Raw genomic sequence first — 18,263 nt, 5'->3', positions numbered from 1 at the left:
CTTTTATCGTTAATGTGAGCATTTGATATGTGGAAAGCGTTACATCAGCTGGCCAGGCCCGAACGGCTCTATCAGTTTTCGGGGCGACTGGTGCCGTGGTTCGCCATCTCAGGACTGGCGGCGTTGCTGCTGGGCTGGGCCTGGGGCTTTGGATTTGCTCCCGCTGACTATCAGCAGGGCGACAGTTTCCGCATCATGTACATTCATGTGCCCGCCGCGATGTGGTCGATGGGCATTTATGCCTCGATGGCCATCGCCGCCTTTATCGGTCTGGTGTGGCAGATGAAAATGGCCGATCTGGTTTCCGCCGCCATGGCACCGGTGGGCGCGGTCTTTACCTTTATTGCGCTGGTCACCGGATCCGCATGGGGTAAGCCGATGTGGGGGACCTGGTGGATCTGGGATGCGCGCCTCACTTCGGAGCTGGTGCTGCTGTTCCTCTATATGGGCGTGATTGCGCTCTGGCACGCTTTTGATGACCGCCGCACCGCAGGCCGGGCCGCGGGTGTTCTCATCCTGGTCGGCGTAGTTAATCTGCCGATCATTCACTTCTCAGTGCAGTGGTGGAATACCCTGCATCAGGGCTCGTCGGGCATTCTCCAGCAGGCGATTGCGCCGGTGATGCGAACGCCGCTGCGCTGGGCAATCATCGGTTATCTGCTGGTATTTATCACGCTGACCCTTATGCGGCTGCGCAACCTGATTCTGTTAACCGAACGTCACCGTCCCTGGGCGATTGATGTGGCGAAGCGAGGAGAGCAGGCATGACACCCGCCTTTTCCTCCTGGCACGCCTTCTTTGAGATGGGGGGCTACGCCTTCTATGTCTGGCTGGCGGTTGCCTGCACGCTGATTCCGCTTGTCGGGCTGACGCTGCATACCCTGTTGCTGCACCGCCGCCTGCTGGCTGAGATCCGCCAGCGCGACGCGCGGGAACGCCGCATCCGGGCAGCGAAATCTAAAAAAGCCGCGGCTGAAGCGGCAGGAGAGACATTGTGAATACCCGTCGACGCAACCGCCTCTATGCGGCAGTGGCGATTCTGCTCGGCCTCGGCCTGGCCACCGCGCTGGTGATGTATGCGCTGCGCTCAAACATCGATCTGTTCTATACCCCAGGTGAAATCCTTTACGGCAAAGGCGAAGCGCACGAGAAGCCCGAAGCGGGTCAGCGGCTGCGCGTCGGCGGCATGGTGATGCCCGGCAGCGTCCGGCGCGATCCGAATACGCTTGCCGTGTCGTTCAAACTTTATGATGCCCGCGGCGTGGTCAGCGTCAGTTTTGAAGGCATCCTGCCGGATCTGTTCCGTGAAGGGCAGGGCGTCGTCGCGCAGGGCGTGCTGGCGGCGGGCAACCAGGTGATCGCCAAAGAAGTCCTGGCGAAACATGATGAGAAATATACGCCGCCGGAGATTGAAGACGCGATGAAGAGTAATCACACCGGCCCGCAGTCGCTGTATCAGGCGGGAAATAAATCATCATGATGCCCGAGATTGGTACTTTTCTGCTCTGCCTGGCGCTGGGGCTCTCCCTGCTGCTGAGCAGCTATCCACTATGGGGCGCAGTGCGCCAGGATGCCCGCCTGATGGCGATGGCGCGTCCGCTGGCCTGCGGTCTGTTTATCTGCATCGCGGCGGCTTTTGCGCTGCTGGTCTGGGCCTTTATCAGCAACGATTTCACCGTTGCCTATGTCGTTACAAACTCCAACAGCCTGCTGCCGGTTTACTATCGCATTGCTGCCACCTGGGGCGCGCATGAAGGATCGCTGCTGCTGTGGGTGTTGCTGCTCAGCACCTGGACATTAGCGGTGGCGATATTCAGTCGCGGAATGCCGCAGGATGCGCTGGCACGCGTGCTGGCGGTCATGGGAATGATCAATCTCGGCTTCCTGCTGTTTATCCTGCTGACCTCGAATCCATTTGGCCGCACGCTGCCGGACTTCCCGATAGACGGGCATGACCTGAATCCGATGCTGCAGGATATCGGCCTGATCTTCCATCCGCCGCTGCTCTATATGGGCTATGTCGGCTTTTCGGTGGCGTTTGCCTTTGCTATCGCCTCGCTGATGGCCGGACGGCTGGATACGGCCTGGGCGCGCTGGTCGCGTCCCTGGACCACGGCGGCCTGGGTCTTTCTGACGATTGGTATTGTCCTTGGCTCGGCCTGGGCCTATTACGAACTGGGCTGGGGCGGCTGGTGGTTCTGGGACCCGGTTGAAAATGCGTCGTTTATGCCGTGGCTGGCAGGCACCGCCCTGATGCACTCGCTGGCGGTCACTGAAAAGCGAGGCACCTTTAAGGCCTGGACCGTGCTGCTGGCGATTACCGCGTTTTCGCTGAGCCTGCTGGGGACGTTCCTGGTGCGATCCGGGGTGCTGGTGTCGGTGCATTCCTTCGCCTCGGATCCGGCGCGCGGGATGTTTATCCTCGCGTTTCTGGTGATTGTTATCGGCAGTTCGCTCCTGCTCTACGCAATTAAAGGCGGGCAGGTACGTGGCCGGGTGCAGAATGAAACCTGGTCGCGCGAATCGTTTTTGCTGAGTAATAACGTGCTGCTGATTGCCGCGATGCTGGTGGTTCTGCTCGGCACGTTGTTGCCGCTGGTGCACAAGCAACTGGGCCTGGGCAGCATTTCGGTCGGTGAGCCGTTCTTCAACACCATGTTCAGCTGGCTGATGGCGCCGTTTGCGCTACTGATGGGGATCGGGCCACTGGTGCGCTGGCGTCGCGATGAGCCGCAGAAGCTGGCAAAGCGGCTGGCGCTGGCGCTGATCGTGACCCTGGCCTGTTCCGTCATCATTCCCTGGTGGCTGCAGGATCGCATTGAGGCGATGACCGTGGTTGGCCTGCTGATGTCACTCTGGATTATCGTGCTGACGCTGCTGGAACTTCATGAGCGCGCCACTCACCGCCATCCGTTCTTTGCCGGTTTACGTCACCTGTCGCGCAGTCACTGGGGCATGGTACTGGGCCATCTTGGGGTAGGGGTGACGGTGATCGGTATTGCATTCAGCACCCAGTACAGCGTGGAACGCGATGTGCGGATGAAGGCGGGTGATAGCATCGATATTCATCACTATCACTTTGTCTTCCGCGGCGTGCAGAATCTGCAGGGACCTAACTACAGCGGTGGCATGGGCATCATCGATGTCACGCGCAACGGCAAACATGAAGCGACGCTGCAGGCAGAGAAACGCTTTTATACGGCCGCCCGCACCATGATGACCGAAGCGGCGATTGATGGGGGTTTCAGCCGCGATCTCTATGCGGCGCTGGGCGAAGAGCTGGAGGATGGCGGCTGGGCCGTGCGCATTTACTACAAACCCTTTGTCCGCTGGATCTGGTTCGGTGGCGCGCTGATGGCGCTGGGTGGGCTGTTCTGCCTGTTTGATCCCCGTTATCGTTCGCGCAAAAAAGCGGGAATTGAGGAGCGGACATGAACAAAAAAATCCTGTTTATTCCCCTGATGCTGTTTCTGTTGCTGGCGGCGGCGCTGCTGTGGCAACTGACACGTAATGCCGATGGCGACGATCCGACCCGTCTCGAATCCGCTCTGATCGGCAAGCCGGTGCCGCTGTTCCGGCTGGAAGCACTCGACCAGCCAGGCAAAACCTACGACCAGCGCGTGCTGACGGATGGCAAACCGATATTGCTGAACGTCTGGGCGACCTGGTGTCCGACCTGTCGCGCCGAGCATCAGTATCTGAATACGTTGGCGGAGCAGGGCATTCGCGTCGTCGGACTGAACTACAAAGACGATCGTCACAAGGCGGTTAACTGGCTGAATACGCTGGGCAACCCCTACGCGCTGAGCCTCTATGATGGCAACGGCATGCTGGGACTGGATCTCGGCGTCTATGGCGCGCCGGAAACTTTTCTGATCGACGGTAAGGGGATCATCCGTTATCGCCACGCGGGCGATCTCAATGCGCGCGTCTGGGATCAGGAAGTGAAACCCTTGTGGGTGAAATACAGCGCGGAGGCGGGATCATGAGAATGCTGTTACTGCTCTGCGGCCTGCTGTTCAGCATCAACCTATGGGCAAGCATCGACACGCTGCAATTTGACTCGGTGGCCCAGGAAGAACAATACCGCGATCTGACCGCTTCACTGCGCTGTCCGAAGTGCCAGAACAACAGCATCGCCGACTCAAACGCCATGATTGCCGCCGATATGCGGCTGAAAGTCTATCAGCTGATGAAGCAGGGCCAGAGTCGCCAGCAGATCATCGACTACATGGTGGCGCGCTATGGCAACTTCGTCAGCTATTCGCCACCGGTCACGCCCTCAACTTTGGTTTTGTGGGCTGGTCCGGCGCTGTTTGCGCTGATGGGCGGTGCGGTGATTATCCTGCGCAGCCGTCAGCGCAAAACCCGCAGTGAGCTGGATGAAGATGAGCAACAGCGTCTTAATGCGCTACTGAAGTCAGACAGGAAGCCGTAATGAGTGCATTTTGGATTACCCTTTTTCTGTTACTGCTGGCGGCCTGTACGCTGTTCCTGGCGGCGGGCTGGCGGCAACGTCAGGCCAGCACAGGCGATCGCGATCGCCTTAATCAGCGCTTCTACCATCAGCGGATAGATGAGCTGGCACAGGATGAAGATCAGGGCGTCGTCGCTGAGCGTCCACTGATGGAGCGGGAGTTACAGCAGACACTGCTGGCGGATATTCCACCGGCACAGACGATGAAATCACACAGCAGCGGTCGCTGGATTTTGCTGCCAGGCCTGATCGTGCTGATTGGGATATCGCTGGGGACTTACCTGAAAACCGGTGGCCTGGCACAGCTCACGGGCTGGAAGCAGGTGCAGCAGGCGTATCCTGAGCTGCGTGCCCGACTGATGGACCCTGGCGCTAAACCGCTGAGCATGGAGGAGCTGGCGCGTTTACAGCTCGGATTGCGTACCGCGTTGCAAACGGAACCGGATAATCTGGCTGACTGGACGATGCTGGGACGGCTCGGCATGGTGCTGAATAATGCCGATACGGCCAGCCAGGCATTTGAGCATGCGCTACAGCTTGCTCCCAACGATCTGGCGCTAAAACAGGATTATGCCGAAGTCCTGACGCGATCCCCCGACCCGCAGGATAACCGTCAGGCGTCACTGCTGCTGCAGGCATTGCTAAAAGCGGATCCGCAAAACCTGCGTACGCTGAGCCTGCTGGCATTTAATGCTTACGGACAGCAGCAATATGGTCAGGCTATCGACGCATGGCAGACCCTGCTGGGTCTGTTGCCGGCCGGTGATTCGCGACACGCGATGATCGCCCGCAGCATTGAAAAGGCCAGAAGTGCCGCCGGGCAACAGAGTCGTCAACTGGCGCTGACCGTGACGCTGGCACCTAAGGCAGAAAAAATGTTACCGCAGGACGGAGTGTTGTATATTTCGGTTTCTGACGGTGCTTCACCGGTGCCGGTGGCTGTTAAGCGGATGCCGCTCAGTCACTTCCCGCTGTCGCTGACGCTGGATGACAGCAACGCCATGATGCTGGATCGCCTGCTTTCGGCGCAGCATCAGGTCGAGGTCCGGGTGCGAATCTCCCGCGATGGCAGCGCCAATCCCCGGCCGGGTGACTGGCTGGGCCTGAGCGCAGTGACGCCCTGGGATGGGCATCAGCCGATCGCGGTAGAGATTAATCAGCAGCTTCCCTGAACGCATCAACTGACCGCGTTCAGGATGATGCGTGCCATTGCCTGCTGCCTCTGGCACAAAGTCAGCTATGCTCATCGGGTAAGTCGATACGATACCGGGCTGTGACCTGAACGATGGGTAGACCTTTTTCATCCGCACAGGGAGATTGGAATGAATTATCGCCTGACCAGCCTGGCTGTCGCCAGCGTCCTTCTGGTAGGTTGTGCCAGTTCAAAGCCGGCGAATAGCGATCCTGCTCAGCGCAGCGATCCGTTCGAAGGCTTTAACCGCACGATGTTTAACTTTAACTACAACGTGCTGGATCCGTATGTATTGCGTCCGGTCGCTGTGGCCTGGCGTGATTATGTGCCGGTGCCGGCACGTACCGGCCTGAGCAACTTCCTCGGCAACCTGGAAGAACCTGCCAGCATGGTCAACGCCATCCTGGTCGGCAACGGGCGCGATGCGGGTGTGCACTTTACCCGTTTCTTCCTGAACAGCGTGCTGGGACTGGGCGGTTTCATTGACGTTGCCGGTAAGGCGAATCCGGAACTGGCGCGTGAAGAGCCGCACCGATTCGGTACCACGCTCGGTCACTATGGTGTCGGCTACGGGCCTTACGTTGAGTTGCCTGCTTACGGCAGCTTCACGGTGCGTCAGGATGGCGGCGACTACGTTGATACGCTTTATCCGATACTTGGCTGGCTGACCTGGCCAATGTCGATTGGTAAATGGACGCTTGAAGGGATTGAGACCCGCGCGCAGTTGCTGGACTCTGATGCAATCCTGAAACAGCAGAGCGATCCGTACGCCTTCATCCGTAACGCTTACTTCCAGCGTCACGACTTCCTGGCGCGCGGCGGCAAGCTCAAGCCGGAAGATAATCCTAACGCAGCCGCGATTCAGGATGACCTTAAGGATATTGACGCCGAGTAATCGCCCGCGCTGAGCCGCCAGGGATGGCGGTTTTTGCCTCTTTGCGCAGGGCGTATGCTCCCTGAGCCATTAAGCGATCCACGTCCACAAAAAAGGGCGACTCACCAGAGTCGCCCTTTTTAATCGTGCTATCCAATCAGAACTTGTAGTTAAAGTTCGCGCCGTAGAGCCAGGCCTTGCCTTCAGAGGTAAAGGTATAAGGACCTTCTTTCACCGTCACTTTCTGTCCGTGCATATAAGAGATGCCTAAATCAACCGAGGCATCATCGTTAAAGGCGTAAGAAGTACCGGCACTCAGCCATAAACGATCCTGGTCCGGGATGGAGATAGAGCGCTTATCGGCCGGAACCGGGCTGTCATCAAACGCAATACCGGTACGGAACGTCCAGTTCTTGTCGTAGGAATAGGTTGTGCCCAGTGCAATGCGGTAGGCATCGTGGAAGCTTTCATCTTTATAGAACAGCGTCTGGCCGTTAGAGCCAGTGGCTTTCAGCTCCTGGAACTGGCTCCAGCTGGTGTAAGCCATGCTGTAGTGAACCGCCCACTGCGGTGCCACTTTATGCCAGCCCGACACTTCCCACATCTCTGGCAGATTCAGCGTTAACGCGCCTGGAACGGTGGTGCCGTTGGTGCCAAAAGGTACGCCTGACACTTCCGGATTATTCACCGCATTCAGCCGGGATGAGAGATTACTCTTGTAATCGCCATCAAAATCAACTTTCACTTCTGAACGATAGGTAAAGCCGAAGCGGTTATTTTCATCCACTTCATACAGGATGCCAGCATTCCAGCCGTAGCCCCACTCATCGCCTTTCAGATGGGCAACCTGCGTATCAGCCGGAACCCCCAGACGCGCGCCTGACTCACCGGCATAACGCTCAATTTTGGCTTTAGCGTAAACCGCATCAAAACCGATGCCTGCACTAAAATGTTCATTAAACCGATAAGCGGTGCTGAGATTTAAATTGCCGGTCATCAGGTCAGTTTTACCGCCGTAACCGCCAGCGGTGTAGCCATTATTAAACTCTGTTGCTAAGCCGTAGTTTGAGGTTGCAGATGCGCCAATCCACCACTGATCGTTGATGGGCTGGACGTAATGAATATTGGGTACCCACTGATTAGGGGCAATATTATTCGCATCCAGGCTGCGGCCACTGGGACTGCGACCACTGATATTTACATCCGGCGCAATATAGACAGCCCCGATAGAAAATTCCGGGCGATCCATTAACGCCATTGTCGCCGGGTTACGGCTGGCAGACGCCGCGGTATCACCCATTGCCCCTTCGCCTGAATATGCGCGACCTAAACCAATCGAAGAGAATTCATTTAACTGAAACCCAGCAGCGTAAACGTGGGAAGAGACAAGCGCCACTGCAGCCGCCACGGCTGACTTTGCAAACAGGTTTTTATGGTTCATGACCACAACCTCATGTGAATTATTATTTAACGCTATAACGTCGCGTAACAAAGGACGGCGGATTGTAGGGACTGATGTAAAGCGCACATATCAGACCAGTGCGGAGAGTATAGGTCCGACCTGTGTGCATGTTGCAATATTGTTTTTAAAATATTTCAGGTTTGATCGCTTAAAATTCGATCTGCATAACAAAAAGCCCCTGATCCTGGACAGCATAACCATTCCAGTTTGTTCTGGATCAATTTTTATTGTGATATTCGTCACTTAGCAACAGGTGCGTGGCGCATCTTTCAGCGAGCAGGTAAGATTTCGTCCATAAAATCGCTCAACCTATGCAATTGCTGGTCTGGAGAATGAAATGACTGATGCCATTAAAAAATGCAGTGCGACCGAAACCGCAGCCTGTTGTTGTGTTGATGTCGGCACGGTAATGGATAACACCGATTGCACCGCCAGCTGGTCAGAATGGTTTGCGCAGCGTGCCGATGCGGAAGCGAAATTAGCGCAACTGACCGAACGTGCCCGCGAGGTTGAATCAGAACCCTGTCTGATTGAATCGCGCTTCAGCGAAGTGGATCAGGGAGTGCAGCTGGATATCGATTTCACCTTCAGCTGCCAGGCTGAAACCATGATTTTTCAACTCGGTTTGCGTTAAGTCCCATTACGCCGCGTCACTGCGGCGTTTTTCATTTTCGTGTTTCCCTTCGCACTTTTTCCCTTCCGATATTGGCGGCTCACCCGCTTGTGGTTAACACTGATCAGGTCAGACCTCTTCAGGCAATGATGCCACAGTCCCAGCCACAGGTGAGAACAATGAGCAAAGCGCAGCCGCTGCTGACGCGTGATGGTGAACGCATCGCAATAACCCACGGATTACGCACCCCTTTCTTACGCCAGGCGACCGGCTTCCATGGCATTCCCGCCATTGAGCTGGGACGTATGGTGGTCAGCGAATTAATGGCGCGCAGTGAACTGCCGGCTGAGGTGATCGAGCAACTGGTCTTTGGGCAGGTGGTGCAGATGCCGGAAGCGCCGAACATTGCGCGTGAAATTGTATTAAGCAGCGGGTTGAGTGTGCATACCGATGCCTACAGCGTCAGCCGTGCCTGCGCCACCAGCTTTCAGGCGGTAGCGAATGTGGCAGAAAGTCTGCTGGCGGGCACCATCTCTGCCGGTATTGCCGGTGGCGCAGACTCTTCGTCGGTGTTGCCGATTGGGGTCAGTAAAACGCTGGCCCGCGCGCTGGTGGATCTCAATAAAGCCCGCAGCTTCGGTCAAAAACTGCACATTCTGCGGCGTCTGCGTCCGCGTGATCTGCTGCCGGTCCCGCCCGCAGTGGCGGAGTATTCGACCGGCCTGCGCATGGGCGACACTGCGGAGCAGATGGCTAAGAGTAACGGCATCACGCGCGAAGCACAGGATGCGCTGGCGCTGCGATCCCATCAGCATGCCGCAAGGGCCTGGCAATCCGGGGTACTGAATCAGGAAGTCATGGCAGCCTTTGTGCCGCCGTGGAAAAGCGCCATCGATCAGGACAATAACGTGCGGATGAACGCCAAAGCGGAGGATTACGCCCGACTGCGTCCGGCATTTGATCGCCAGCACGGCAGCGTCACCGCGGCCAACAGCACGCCTCTCACCGACGGCGCGGCGGCAGTGATTCTGATGCGCGAGGGCCGCGCCCGTGAACTGGGCATCAGGCCGCTGGGCTATCTGCGCAGCTACGCCTTTACCGCCATTGGTGTGCAGCAGGATATGCTGCTGGGCCCGGCGTACGCTTCACCACTGGCACTGGATCGCGCCGGCATAACCCTGGCCGATCTGACGCTGATCGATATGCATGAAGCTTTTGCTGCCCAGACGCTGAGCAACCTGCACATGTTTCGCGACGAGCGCTTTGCCCGTGAGGTGCTGAATCGCCCACACGCGCTGGGCGAAGTGAATGAAGAGCGCTTTAACGTGCTGGGCGGATCGATCGCCTATGGTCATCCTTTTGCCGCCACGGGTGCGCGCATGATCACCCAGACGCTGAATGAATTACGCCGTCGCGGTGGCGGGTTAGGACTGGTCACGGCCTGCGCGGCAGGCGGCCTGGGTGCGGCAATGATTCTGGAGGCCGAATAATGGAGCAGAATGCGTTTCATCTGAAGATGCGACTGGATCACGTCGGCATCATTACGATCGATGTCCCTGGTGAGAAGATGAACACCCTGAAAGCGGAATTTGCCGGGCAGATCACCGCCATCATTGCGGAAGCGCGACGCGATCCGCAACTGGCTGGCCTGGTGCTGATTTCCGGTAAAGCGGACAACTTCATCGCGGGCGCAGACATCAGCATGATTGACCGCTGTAAGAGCGCGCAGGAAGCCGAAGCGCTGGCAAAACAGGGCCAGGAAGTAATGGCTGCGCTCGACGCGCTGCCGTTCCCGGTGGTCGCGGCAATCCACGGCGCCTGCCTCGGTGGCGGGCTGGAACTGGCGCTGGCCTGTGATGCCCGTATCTGCTCGCTGGATGATAAAACCCGCCTCGGTTTGCCGGAAGTGCAACTCGGCTTACTGCCAGGCTCTGGCGGCACTCAGCGGCTGCCACGCTTAATCGGCGTGCAGCAGGCGCTGCCACTGATTCTGACTGGCAAAGCCCTGCGGGCGAAACAGGCCCGTAAGCTGGGCGTGGTCGATGACGCGGTGCCGCAGGCGATTCTGCTGGAGACCGCCATTGCCCGGGTGAAAAAGGGCAAGGTTAGTGGACGAACGCTGCCGCTGCGCGATCGTCTGCTACATGGTCCGGTTGGCCGTCAGGCGCTGTTTGCGCTGGCGACCCGACAGACCGCAGCCAAAACGCAGGGTAACTATCCGGCAGCAAAACGCATTATTGAGGTGGTGCGCATCGGGCTGGAGCAGGGCAGTCGGGCCGGACATGAGGCTGAAGCACGCGCTTTTGGTGAGCTGGCGATGACGCCAGAATCTGTTGCGCTGCGCGGGATCTTTTTCGCGACTACGGCTATGAAAAAGGAGCGGGGCGGTGAAGCGGAACCCGGCACCGTTAAGCGTGTTGGTATCCTCGGCGGCGGCCTGATGGGCGGCGGCATCGCCAGCGTCACTGCAATCAACGCCGGGTTGCCGGTACGCATTAAAGATATCAGCCTGGAAGGGGTAAACCATGCGCTGAAAACCAGCTGGGAACTGCTGAGCAAAAAGGTTAAACGGCGCCAGCTCACTCCGGCACAGCGTCAGCAGCAGATGGCACGTATTACGGGCGGCATCGATTATCAGGGCTTCTCACTGCGCGACGTGGTAATTGAAGCCGTATTCGAAGATTTAGCCCTGAAGCAGCAGATGGTCAGCGAAGTGGAGGCACACTGTCAGCCGCATACGCTGTTTGCCTCAAATACCTCTTCGCTGCCGATTGAGGCGATCGCCGCCGGCGCCCAGCGTCCTGAGAACGTCATCGGGCTGCACTATTTCAGTCCGGTAGAGAAAATGCCGCTGGTGGAGGTGATTCCTCATCTGAATACTTCTACCGCGACGCTGGTGACGATTGTGGCGCTGGCGCGCAGCCAGGGTAAAACCCCGATTGTGGTGGCGGACAAGCCTGGCTTCTATGTTAACCGCATCCTGACGCCCTATATAAATGAAGCGATGCGCTGCCTGCTGGAGGGCGAACCGATTGACCATATTGATCGGGCGCTGGTGAAGTTTGGTTTCCCGGTCGGCCCGATTCAGCTGCTGGATGAGGTCGGTATCGACGTTGGCAGCAAAATCAGTCCCATCCTGCATCAGGCTTATGGTGAACGCTTTGCCGCGCCAGCCGCTTTTGATGCGGTGCTGAAAGATGGCCGTAAGGGACGTAAAAACAGCAAAGGCTTTTATCGCTATGACCAGCCGCGCTGGCAGCGTAAAAAACCGGACGCTTCGCTGTATACGTTGCTGAAGGTCTCGCCGCAGGCCAGGCAGAGTGACGCGCAGATTGCTGAACGCTGCGTGATGATGATGCTGAACGAAGCCGCACGCTGTCTTGATGAGCAGGTGGTTCGCTGCGCCCGCGATGGGGATATCGGTGCGGTGTTTGGCATCGGTTTTCCGCCTTTCTTAGGCGGCCCGTTCCACTACATGGACAAACTGGGCGCGGCGGAAGTGGTCAACAGATTAACCCGGCTTGCGCAGCAGCATGGCGAACGATTCACACCCTGTGAGGCGCTGATTCAGGCGGCTGCAAAATAGACGAAATTTTACATTTCTGCTGAATATGGAATAACCAATCCGATTCAGCGGCTTAGAAAAGCGCCGCCAGAGTGTGCGGCGCAGCATGATTCTGAGAAGTGCTTATTTAATAAACAACCGGTTGACTATACTAAAGCCATTAGGGTAAAACACAGCGTTCATTCGCAGAGTGAAGAGTCAGGCGCTACGCGTCGGGCGATGTCGACAAACAACAGCGGTGCTTTATGCAAGTTTTTATCATGCGTCACGGCGATGCGGCTCTGGAAGCAGCCAGTGATTCAGTCAGGCCTTTAACCTTATGTGGCTGCAATGAATCACGTCAGATGGCCAACTGGCTTAACAGCCAGACGCCGGACATTGAGCGTGTCCTGGTGAGTCCCTATTTACGCGCGCAGCAAACGCTCGCGACCGTGCGTGAAGCCTTTCCCTTGCCGGAAAGCCAGGACGTTCTGCCGGAATTAACGCCGGGCGGCGATCCGGAGATGGTCGGGTGTTATCTGCAGGCCCTGGCGAATGAAGGCGTGAAATCGGCTCTGGTGATCTCACATTTACCGTTGGTGGGGTATTTAGTCTCTGAACTGTGCCCGCAGGAAGCACCGCCAATGTTTGCCACTTCCGCTATTGCCTGCGTGGAATTCGATCCCGCGGCGAGTGCCGGTAAACTGCTGTGGCAGGTCAGTCCCAAAAAGCTGGCTAAAGCAATCTGACGTCTGTGGGCCGATCATTCCGGCCCCTCTCAGGGCAATTCAGGCGGTTGCCACTCCTCAATCTCAATCAAAACCAGCAGCGCGGCGTCACCGCCAAACATTTTGGGTGCCTGATGAAAAGCCATCACCCACGGATGCTGGGCCAGCCACAGCGGCGTCTGCTGCTTCAGGATATGCTTTCCATGACCGGTCATGACGCTGGCGCAGAACAGATGTTCACGGCGGCAGGCGGCGATCAGTGCCCCCAGTTCCTGCTTGGCCTGCTGCTGCGTTAAGCCGTGCAGATCGAGGAAAATCTCTGGCGTATAGTCGCCACGACGTAATTTTTTCAGCTCAAAATGGCTGACATCGGCGCGCACATAACGGGTGGCACCTTCCGTTGAGAGCAGTGGCTGAAACTCATCCGAAAAGTAATGACTGTTGTCCGCCTGCTCTGAAAGCAGACGCTTTACCGGGATGTGGCGGGTTTTAACCGGCGCTTTGTGGACAAACGTGTCCTGTTTTAACTGGCGTGTACCCGTCATCAACTGGCGAAACAGCGCCTGGTCATCCGGGCTTAGTGGTGTTTTTTTACTCATGGCAGGTCAGTCATATCAGAAAAGGCTGTCACACAGCAGAGCCGATACCTTACCGTTAAGCGTCATTAAATGTCAGCTTTTTCACCTCGCTGCGCTGAATTCTCCCCGGCTTCATGGCACACTACTGGCCGATTTAGCAAAAGGCCTGCGGAGGGCTACGTGGACAAAATTTTCGTCGATGAGGCAGTGAACGAACTGCACACCATTCAGGACATGCTGCGCTGGGCGGTCAGCCGCTTTTCCGCTGCCGGAATCTGGTACGGACATGGCACAGACAATCCCTGGGACGAAGCCGTTCAACTGGTCCTGCCGTCACTCTGGCTGCCGCTGGATATTCCTGAAGATATGCGCAATGCGCGTCTGACCGCCAGCGAACGTCTTCTGATCGTCGAGCGCGTCATTCGTCGCGTTAACGAGCGCATTCCGGTCGCCTATCTGACCAATAAAGCCTGGTTTTGCGGCCACGAATTCTTTGTTGATGAGCGCGTGCTGGTGCCGCGTTCACCGATTGGCGAACTGATTGAGAACCGCTTTGCCGGTCTGGTCAGCACGCCACCCCATCATATTCTGGATATGTGTACCGGCAGCGGCTGTATTGCGATTGCCTGCGCCTATGCCTTCCCGGAAGCGGAAGTGGACGCGGTGGATATCTCCACCGGTGCGCTGGCGGTTGCCGAGCAGAACATTGAAGAACATGGTCTGATTCATCAGGTTACGCCGATTCGCGCTGACCTGTTCCGCGAATTGCCACCGCTGAAATATGATCTGATCGTCACCAATCCGCCGTATGTTGATGCGGAAGATATGGATGATCTGCCGAACGAATATCGCCACGAACCGGAGCTTGGGCTGGCGGCAGGCAGCGACGGCCTGAAGCTGGTGCGTCGCATTCTGGCCTGTGCACCGGATTATCTCAGCGAGCAGGGCGTACTGGTCTGCGAAGTGGGCAACAGCATGGTGCACATGATCGAACAGTATCCCGACGTGCCCTTTACCTGGCTGGAATTCGACAACGGCGGTGACGGCGTCTTTACGCTGACGCGCCAGCAGATTGTCGACGCAAAACACCATTTCTCTTTTTACAAAGACTAAAAGTGGGGCGAAGCATCGCCCGCCGAACCCTGAGAAGGAAACAGCATGGCCGGAAACAGCATCGGGCAATTTTTTCGAGTAACTACCTTTGGCGAGTCCCATGGGCTTGCGCTGGGCTGTATCGTTGATGGTGTGCCGCCAGGTATTCCGCTGACCGAAGCGGATATTCAGCATGACCTCGATCGCCGCCGTCCTGGCACATCGCGCTATACCACGCAGCGCCGCGAGCCGGATCAGGTGAAAATTTTGTCCGGTGTCTTTGAGGGTGTGACTACCGGTACTTCGATTGGCCTGCTGATTGAAAATACCGATCAGCGTTCGCAGGATTACGGCGCTATCAAAGATCTCTTCCGTCCGGGCCATGCTGATTACACCTACGAGCAGAAATATGGTCAGCGCGACTACCGTGGCGGTGGCCGCTCGTCGGCGCGCGAAACCGCGATGCGCGTGGCGGCCGGTGCGATTGCCAAGAAATACCTGCAGATGAAACACGGTGTCGTGGTGCGCGGCTATCTGTCACAGATTGGTGACATCGCCTGTGAGCTGAAAGACTGGAGCATCGTGGAAGAGAATCCGTTCTTCTGCCCGGATGCGGACAAGCTGGAGGCGCTGGATGAACTGATGCGCGGCCTGAAAAAAGAGGGCGACTCCATTGGCGCTAAAGTCACGGTCATGGCAGATCACGTGCCGCCAGGCCTGGGCGAGCCGGTATTTGACCGGCTGGATGCCGATCTGGCGCATGCGCTGATGAGTATTAATGCCGTTAAAGGCGTTGAAATCGGCGACGGCTTTGCGGTGGTTAACCAGCGCGGCAGCCAGCATCGCGACGAGATCCGCCACGATGGTTTCCAGAGCAACCACGCCGGGGGCATTCTGGGCGGCATCAGCAGCGGCCAGACCATCAGCGCCAATCTGGCGATGAAACCAACCTCCAGCATCACCGTGCCGGGTAAAACCATTACCCGCGACGGCGAAGAAGTGGAGATGATCACCAAAGGCCGCCACGATCCCTGCGTCGGGATCCGCGCAGTGCCGATCGCCGAGGCGATGATGGCGATCGTCCTGATGGATCATCTGCTGCGCCAGCGGGCGCAGAACGGTGACGTTAACAGCTCCGTACCGCGCTGGTGATACCATGAAGGCTCTTCTGCTTACCCTGAGTGCGCTGTTGATCAGCGCCTCCAGCCTGGCGGCGACGCCGTGGCAACGCATCCAGCAGCCGATCACCGGCGCACCGCAGTCAATCGGTGGCTTTGCCAACGGCTGTATTGTTGGCGCCGAGGCGCTGCCGCTGAATTCACCGCACTATCAGGTGATGCGTCAGGATCAGCGGCGCTACTTTGGTCATCCCGATCTGATTCAGTTTATTCAGCGGCTCAGTACGCAGGTGCATAACCTGCAACTGGGCAACGTGCTGATTGGTGACATGGGCATGGCAGCAGGCGGACGTTTCAGCAGCGGTCACGCCAGCCATCAGACCGGGCTGGATGTCGATATCTGGCTGCAACTGCCGAAAACCCGCTGGAGCGCCCAGCAACTGCTGAAGCCGCAGCCGCTCGATCTGGTCGGGCCGGGTGACAAAAATGTGATTGCGCGTCACTGGCAGCCAGAAATCGACAGCCTGATTAAACTGGCCGCCAAAGATGATGATGTGACACGGATCTTCGTCAATCCGGCGATTAAAAAGCAGCTTTGTGCCGATGCGGGTAACGATCGTGACTGGCTGCGTAAAGTGCGCCCGTGGTTTGCTCACCGGGCCCATATGCATGTGCGCCTGCGCTGCCCGGCGGGCAGTATCGGCTGTGAAGATCAGCCCGCACCGCCTGCTGGCGATGGCTGCGGCGCAGAGCTGCAGAGCTGGTTCCTGCCGAAACAGCCTGGTTCGGGCGCACCGGTGAAACGTGAGCCGCCGCCATTACCGCCTGCCTGTCAGGCCCTGCTGGATAAACATCTACTGTAAGGGATTCCATGGATTGGTTTGTGGTCAGCCCGCTGCTCGTCGGGCTGCTGTTTTTAATCGCCATGCTCGCCGGTTTTATTGATTCAATCGCGGGTGGCGGGGGATTACTTACGGTACCTTCGTTGCTGGCGGCGGGCCTTTCTCCGGCCCAGGCGCTGGCGACCAATAAACTGCAATCGGTCGGTGGATCGTTTTCCGCCAGTCTCTACTTTATCCGGCGTGGTGCGGTCAATCTGAATGAACAGTGGCTGAACATTGCCATGACGCTGCTGGGTTCCGTGCTGGGCGCGATACTGATTCAGCGCCTGCAGGCGGATTTCCTGCGCCAGATGCTGCCGCTGTTTTTAATCGCTATCGGTTTGTGGTTCCTGCTGATGCCGCGACTCGGCGAAGTGGATCGCGCGCGCCGTCTGCATGGTCTGGCCTTTGCACTGGTCGGCGGCGGAGCTGTGGGATTCTATGACGGATTTTTCGGACCGGGCGCAGGCTCTTTTTATGCGCTGGCTTTCGTCACGCTCTGCGGCTACAACCTTGCCAAAGCGACCGCCCATGCCAAGGTCCTCAATTTCACCTCGAACCTCGGCAGCCTGCTGTTCTTTATGTTCGGCGGCAAAGTGGTGTGGGGAACCGGCCTGATCATGATGCTCGGCGCTTTCTGCGGCGCGCGTCTGGGCGCAAGACTGGTGCTGAGCCGCGGACAGAAGCTGATCCGCCCGATGGTGGTGATTGTGTCTGCCGTCATGAGCATTAAATTACTGTGGGACAGCCATGGCAGCGCCGTTATGGCCTGGCTTGCCACGCTGCAATCGTAACCTAAAACCTGATACCGTCATGAACCCGACACATCATTATGAACAGCTGATCACGCTGTTTGATCGCTGTTTCAGCGATGAATTTCAGACCCGTCTAATTAAAGGCGATGATGAACCGATCTATCTTCCTGCTGATGCCGAATCGCCGTGGAACCGTGTGGTCTTTGCTCACGGCTTCTACGCCAGCGCCCTGCATGAGATCTCTCACTGGTGCATCGCCGGTGAAGCGCGCCGCAAACTGGTCGATTTTGGCTACTGGTACTGTCCGGATGGCCGCGATGCGCTGACCCAGAGTCAGTTTGAAGCGGTGGAAGTGAAGCCACAGGCGCTGGAATGGATGTTTTGTACGGCGGCAGGCTTTCCCTTCAACGTGAGTTGTGACAATCTCGACGGAGATTGTGAGCCGGATCGCATTGCGTTCCAGCGTAAAGTGCATGCTCAGGTCATGAGCTATCTGACGTCGGGCATTCCCGACCGTCCCGCGCGTTTTATTACCGCCCTGGCGGAATTTTATGGCAGGCCTTCATTAACAGCATCGCAGTTTCCCTGGCCGGACGATCTGTGATGCAGAAAGGCATTATTAAAAGAGGAATTGAGATGATCGCAGAATTTGAAGCGCGTATTCTGGCCCTGATTGACGACATGGTCGAGCATGCCAGTGACGATGAGCTGTTCGCCAGCGGTTATCTGCGCGGGCATCTGACACTGGCCGTCGCTGAAGTGGAGCAACTGGGCGAACATACGCCAGAAGCGCTGCAGATTCAGGTGACCCGCAGTCTGCAAAATGCCATTGCTGCCGGAGAACTCTCGCCGCGCGATCAGGCATTAGTGGTCGGGATGTGGGATAACCTGTTTGTTCAGGCACGCCAGCTCTCCGCGTAGTGGTGCAGGGCGGCGTGCCGCCCTTAGC

At 57.5% G+C, this 18,263-nt stretch carries 20 protein-coding genes; 18 read left to right on the top strand and 2 right to left on the bottom strand.

Features of this window, described 5'->3' with window-relative positions; translation table 11 throughout:
- Window positions 1-27: 27 nt before the first annotated feature.
- The 8 genes from AC6I8B_RS13745 (at window position 28) to mlaA (ending at window position 6,564) form a co-directional block, all read left to right on the top strand.
- Window positions 28-768 (top strand): heme ABC transporter permease, encoded by a 741-nt coding sequence (locus tag AC6I8B_RS13745; protein WP_010257913.1) that lies wholly within the window; start codon window positions 28-30, stop codon window positions 766-768.
- Window positions 765-998: a heme exporter protein CcmD gene (ccmD, locus tag AC6I8B_RS13740; protein ID WP_157352692.1), complete on the top strand. Its 234-nt coding sequence runs from the start codon at window positions 765-767 to the stop codon at window positions 996-998. Before AC6I8B_RS13745 ends, ccmD begins: the two co-directional genes overlap by 4 nt.
- Complete coding sequence (gene ccmE / locus AC6I8B_RS13735) at window positions 995-1,480, top strand: cytochrome c maturation protein CcmE (protein WP_010671430.1); 486 nt, start codon at window positions 995-997, stop codon at window positions 1,478-1,480. The genes ccmD and ccmE overlap by 4 nt, the downstream gene beginning before the upstream one ends.
- The gene (locus AC6I8B_RS13730) at window positions 1,477-3,435 is read left to right on the top strand and encodes a heme lyase CcmF/NrfE family subunit (RefSeq protein ID WP_167430173.1); all 1,959 of its coding nucleotides are present in this window, start codon (window positions 1,477-1,479) and stop codon (window positions 3,433-3,435) included. Before ccmE ends, AC6I8B_RS13730 begins: the two co-directional genes overlap by 4 nt.
- Window positions 3,432-3,989: a DsbE family thiol:disulfide interchange protein gene (locus AC6I8B_RS13725; protein WP_010257920.1), complete on the top strand. Its 558-nt coding sequence runs from the start codon at window positions 3,432-3,434 to the stop codon at window positions 3,987-3,989. Before AC6I8B_RS13730 ends, AC6I8B_RS13725 begins: the two co-directional genes overlap by 4 nt.
- Window positions 3,986-4,438 (top strand): cytochrome c-type biogenesis protein, encoded by a 453-nt coding sequence (locus AC6I8B_RS13720; RefSeq protein WP_029519443.1) that lies wholly within the window; start codon window positions 3,986-3,988, stop codon window positions 4,436-4,438. The genes AC6I8B_RS13725 and AC6I8B_RS13720 overlap by 4 nt, the downstream gene beginning before the upstream one ends.
- Window positions 4,438-5,649, top strand: coding sequence for a c-type cytochrome biogenesis protein CcmI (gene ccmI / locus AC6I8B_RS13715; protein WP_497817471.1), 1,212 nt, complete (start codon window positions 4,438-4,440; stop codon window positions 5,647-5,649). Before AC6I8B_RS13720 ends, ccmI begins: the two co-directional genes overlap by 1 nt.
- Before the next feature lie 150 nt (window positions 5,650-5,799).
- Complete coding sequence (mlaA, locus tag AC6I8B_RS13710) at window positions 5,800-6,564, top strand: phospholipid-binding lipoprotein MlaA (protein WP_022625091.1); 765 nt, start codon at window positions 5,800-5,802, stop codon at window positions 6,562-6,564.
- Window positions 6,565-6,700: 136 nt separating this feature from the next.
- Here the strand turns inward: mlaA and fadL are convergent, their stop codons facing one another.
- Window positions 6,701-7,984: a long-chain fatty acid transporter FadL gene (fadL, locus tag AC6I8B_RS13705; protein WP_010671434.1), complete on the bottom strand. Its 1,284-nt coding sequence runs from the start codon at window positions 7,982-7,984 to the stop codon at window positions 6,701-6,703.
- 358 nt (window positions 7,985-8,342) lie between these two features.
- Here fadL and AC6I8B_RS13700 point away from each other — a divergent pair, with 358 nt between their 5' ends.
- From AC6I8B_RS13700 to sixA, 4 genes are all read left to right on the top strand, one after another.
- Complete coding sequence (locus tag AC6I8B_RS13700; RefSeq protein WP_010671435.1) at window positions 8,343-8,639, top strand: YfcZ/YiiS family protein; 297 nt, start codon at window positions 8,343-8,345, stop codon at window positions 8,637-8,639.
- Between the two features lie 158 nt (window positions 8,640-8,797).
- On the top strand, window positions 8,798-10,108 hold the full coding sequence (gene fadI / locus AC6I8B_RS13695) for an acetyl-CoA C-acyltransferase FadI (RefSeq protein WP_157352686.1): 1,311 nt from the start codon (window positions 8,798-8,800) through the stop codon (window positions 10,106-10,108).
- Window positions 10,108-12,204 carry a fatty acid oxidation complex subunit alpha FadJ gene (fadJ, locus tag AC6I8B_RS13690; protein ID WP_157352682.1) on the top strand — a complete coding sequence of 699 codons (2,097 nt, stop codon included), beginning with the start codon at window positions 10,108-10,110 and terminating at the stop codon, window positions 12,202-12,204. The genes fadI and fadJ overlap by 1 nt, the downstream gene beginning before the upstream one ends.
- A 224-nt stretch (window positions 12,205-12,428) precedes the next feature.
- The gene (gene sixA, locus AC6I8B_RS13685) at window positions 12,429-12,911 is read left to right on the top strand and encodes a phosphohistidine phosphatase SixA (protein ID WP_010257941.1); all 483 of its coding nucleotides are present in this window, start codon (window positions 12,429-12,431) and stop codon (window positions 12,909-12,911) included.
- Window positions 12,912-12,940: 29 nt separating this feature from the next.
- On the opposite strand, the gene smrB is transcribed toward sixA, so the two are convergent.
- Entirely contained in the window at window positions 12,941-13,489 is a 549-nt protein-coding gene (gene smrB / locus AC6I8B_RS13680) for an endonuclease SmrB (RefSeq protein WP_010257944.1), read from the bottom strand.
- Between the two features lie 159 nt (window positions 13,490-13,648).
- Between smrB and prmB the strand changes: the two genes are divergently transcribed.
- From prmB to AC6I8B_RS13650, 6 genes are read left to right on the top strand one after another with little or no spacing between them, the layout of a single operon-like run.
- On the top strand, window positions 13,649-14,581 hold the full coding sequence (gene prmB / locus AC6I8B_RS13675) for a 50S ribosomal protein L3 N(5)-glutamine methyltransferase (protein WP_010257947.1): 933 nt from the start codon (window positions 13,649-13,651) through the stop codon (window positions 14,579-14,581).
- A 45-nt stretch (window positions 14,582-14,626) separates the two neighbouring features.
- A complete protein-coding gene (aroC, locus tag AC6I8B_RS13670; protein WP_010257950.1) occupies window positions 14,627-15,712 on the top strand; it encodes a chorismate synthase in 1,086 nt (361 codons plus the stop codon).
- 4 nt (window positions 15,713-15,716) lie between these two features.
- Window positions 15,717-16,541 carry a penicillin-insensitive murein endopeptidase gene (mepA, locus tag AC6I8B_RS13665; protein WP_010257953.1) on the top strand — a complete coding sequence of 275 codons (825 nt, stop codon included), beginning with the start codon at window positions 15,717-15,719 and terminating at the stop codon, window positions 16,539-16,541.
- An 8-nt stretch (window positions 16,542-16,549) separates the two neighbouring features.
- A complete protein-coding gene (locus AC6I8B_RS13660) occupies window positions 16,550-17,353 on the top strand; it encodes a sulfite exporter TauE/SafE family protein (RefSeq protein WP_010257955.1) in 804 nt (267 codons plus the stop codon).
- Window positions 17,354-17,372: 19 nt separating this feature from the next.
- Window positions 17,373-17,918, top strand: a complete 546-nt coding sequence (locus AC6I8B_RS13655) for an elongation factor P hydroxylase (RefSeq protein ID WP_003854284.1) — start codon at window positions 17,373-17,375, stop codon at window positions 17,916-17,918.
- A gap of 32 nt (window positions 17,919-17,950) precedes the next feature.
- Window positions 17,951-18,235, top strand: coding sequence for a YfcL family protein (locus AC6I8B_RS13650; protein ID WP_010257960.1), 285 nt, complete (start codon window positions 17,951-17,953; stop codon window positions 18,233-18,235).
- Window positions 18,236-18,263 lie beyond the last annotated feature (28 nt).

The sequence above is a fragment of the Pantoea sp. X-Soil-ISGK-285 genome (assembly GCF_059730815.1).
The sequence above is the reverse complement of the archived record's forward strand: the minus strand, read 5'-3'. Positions and strand labels throughout refer to the sequence as shown.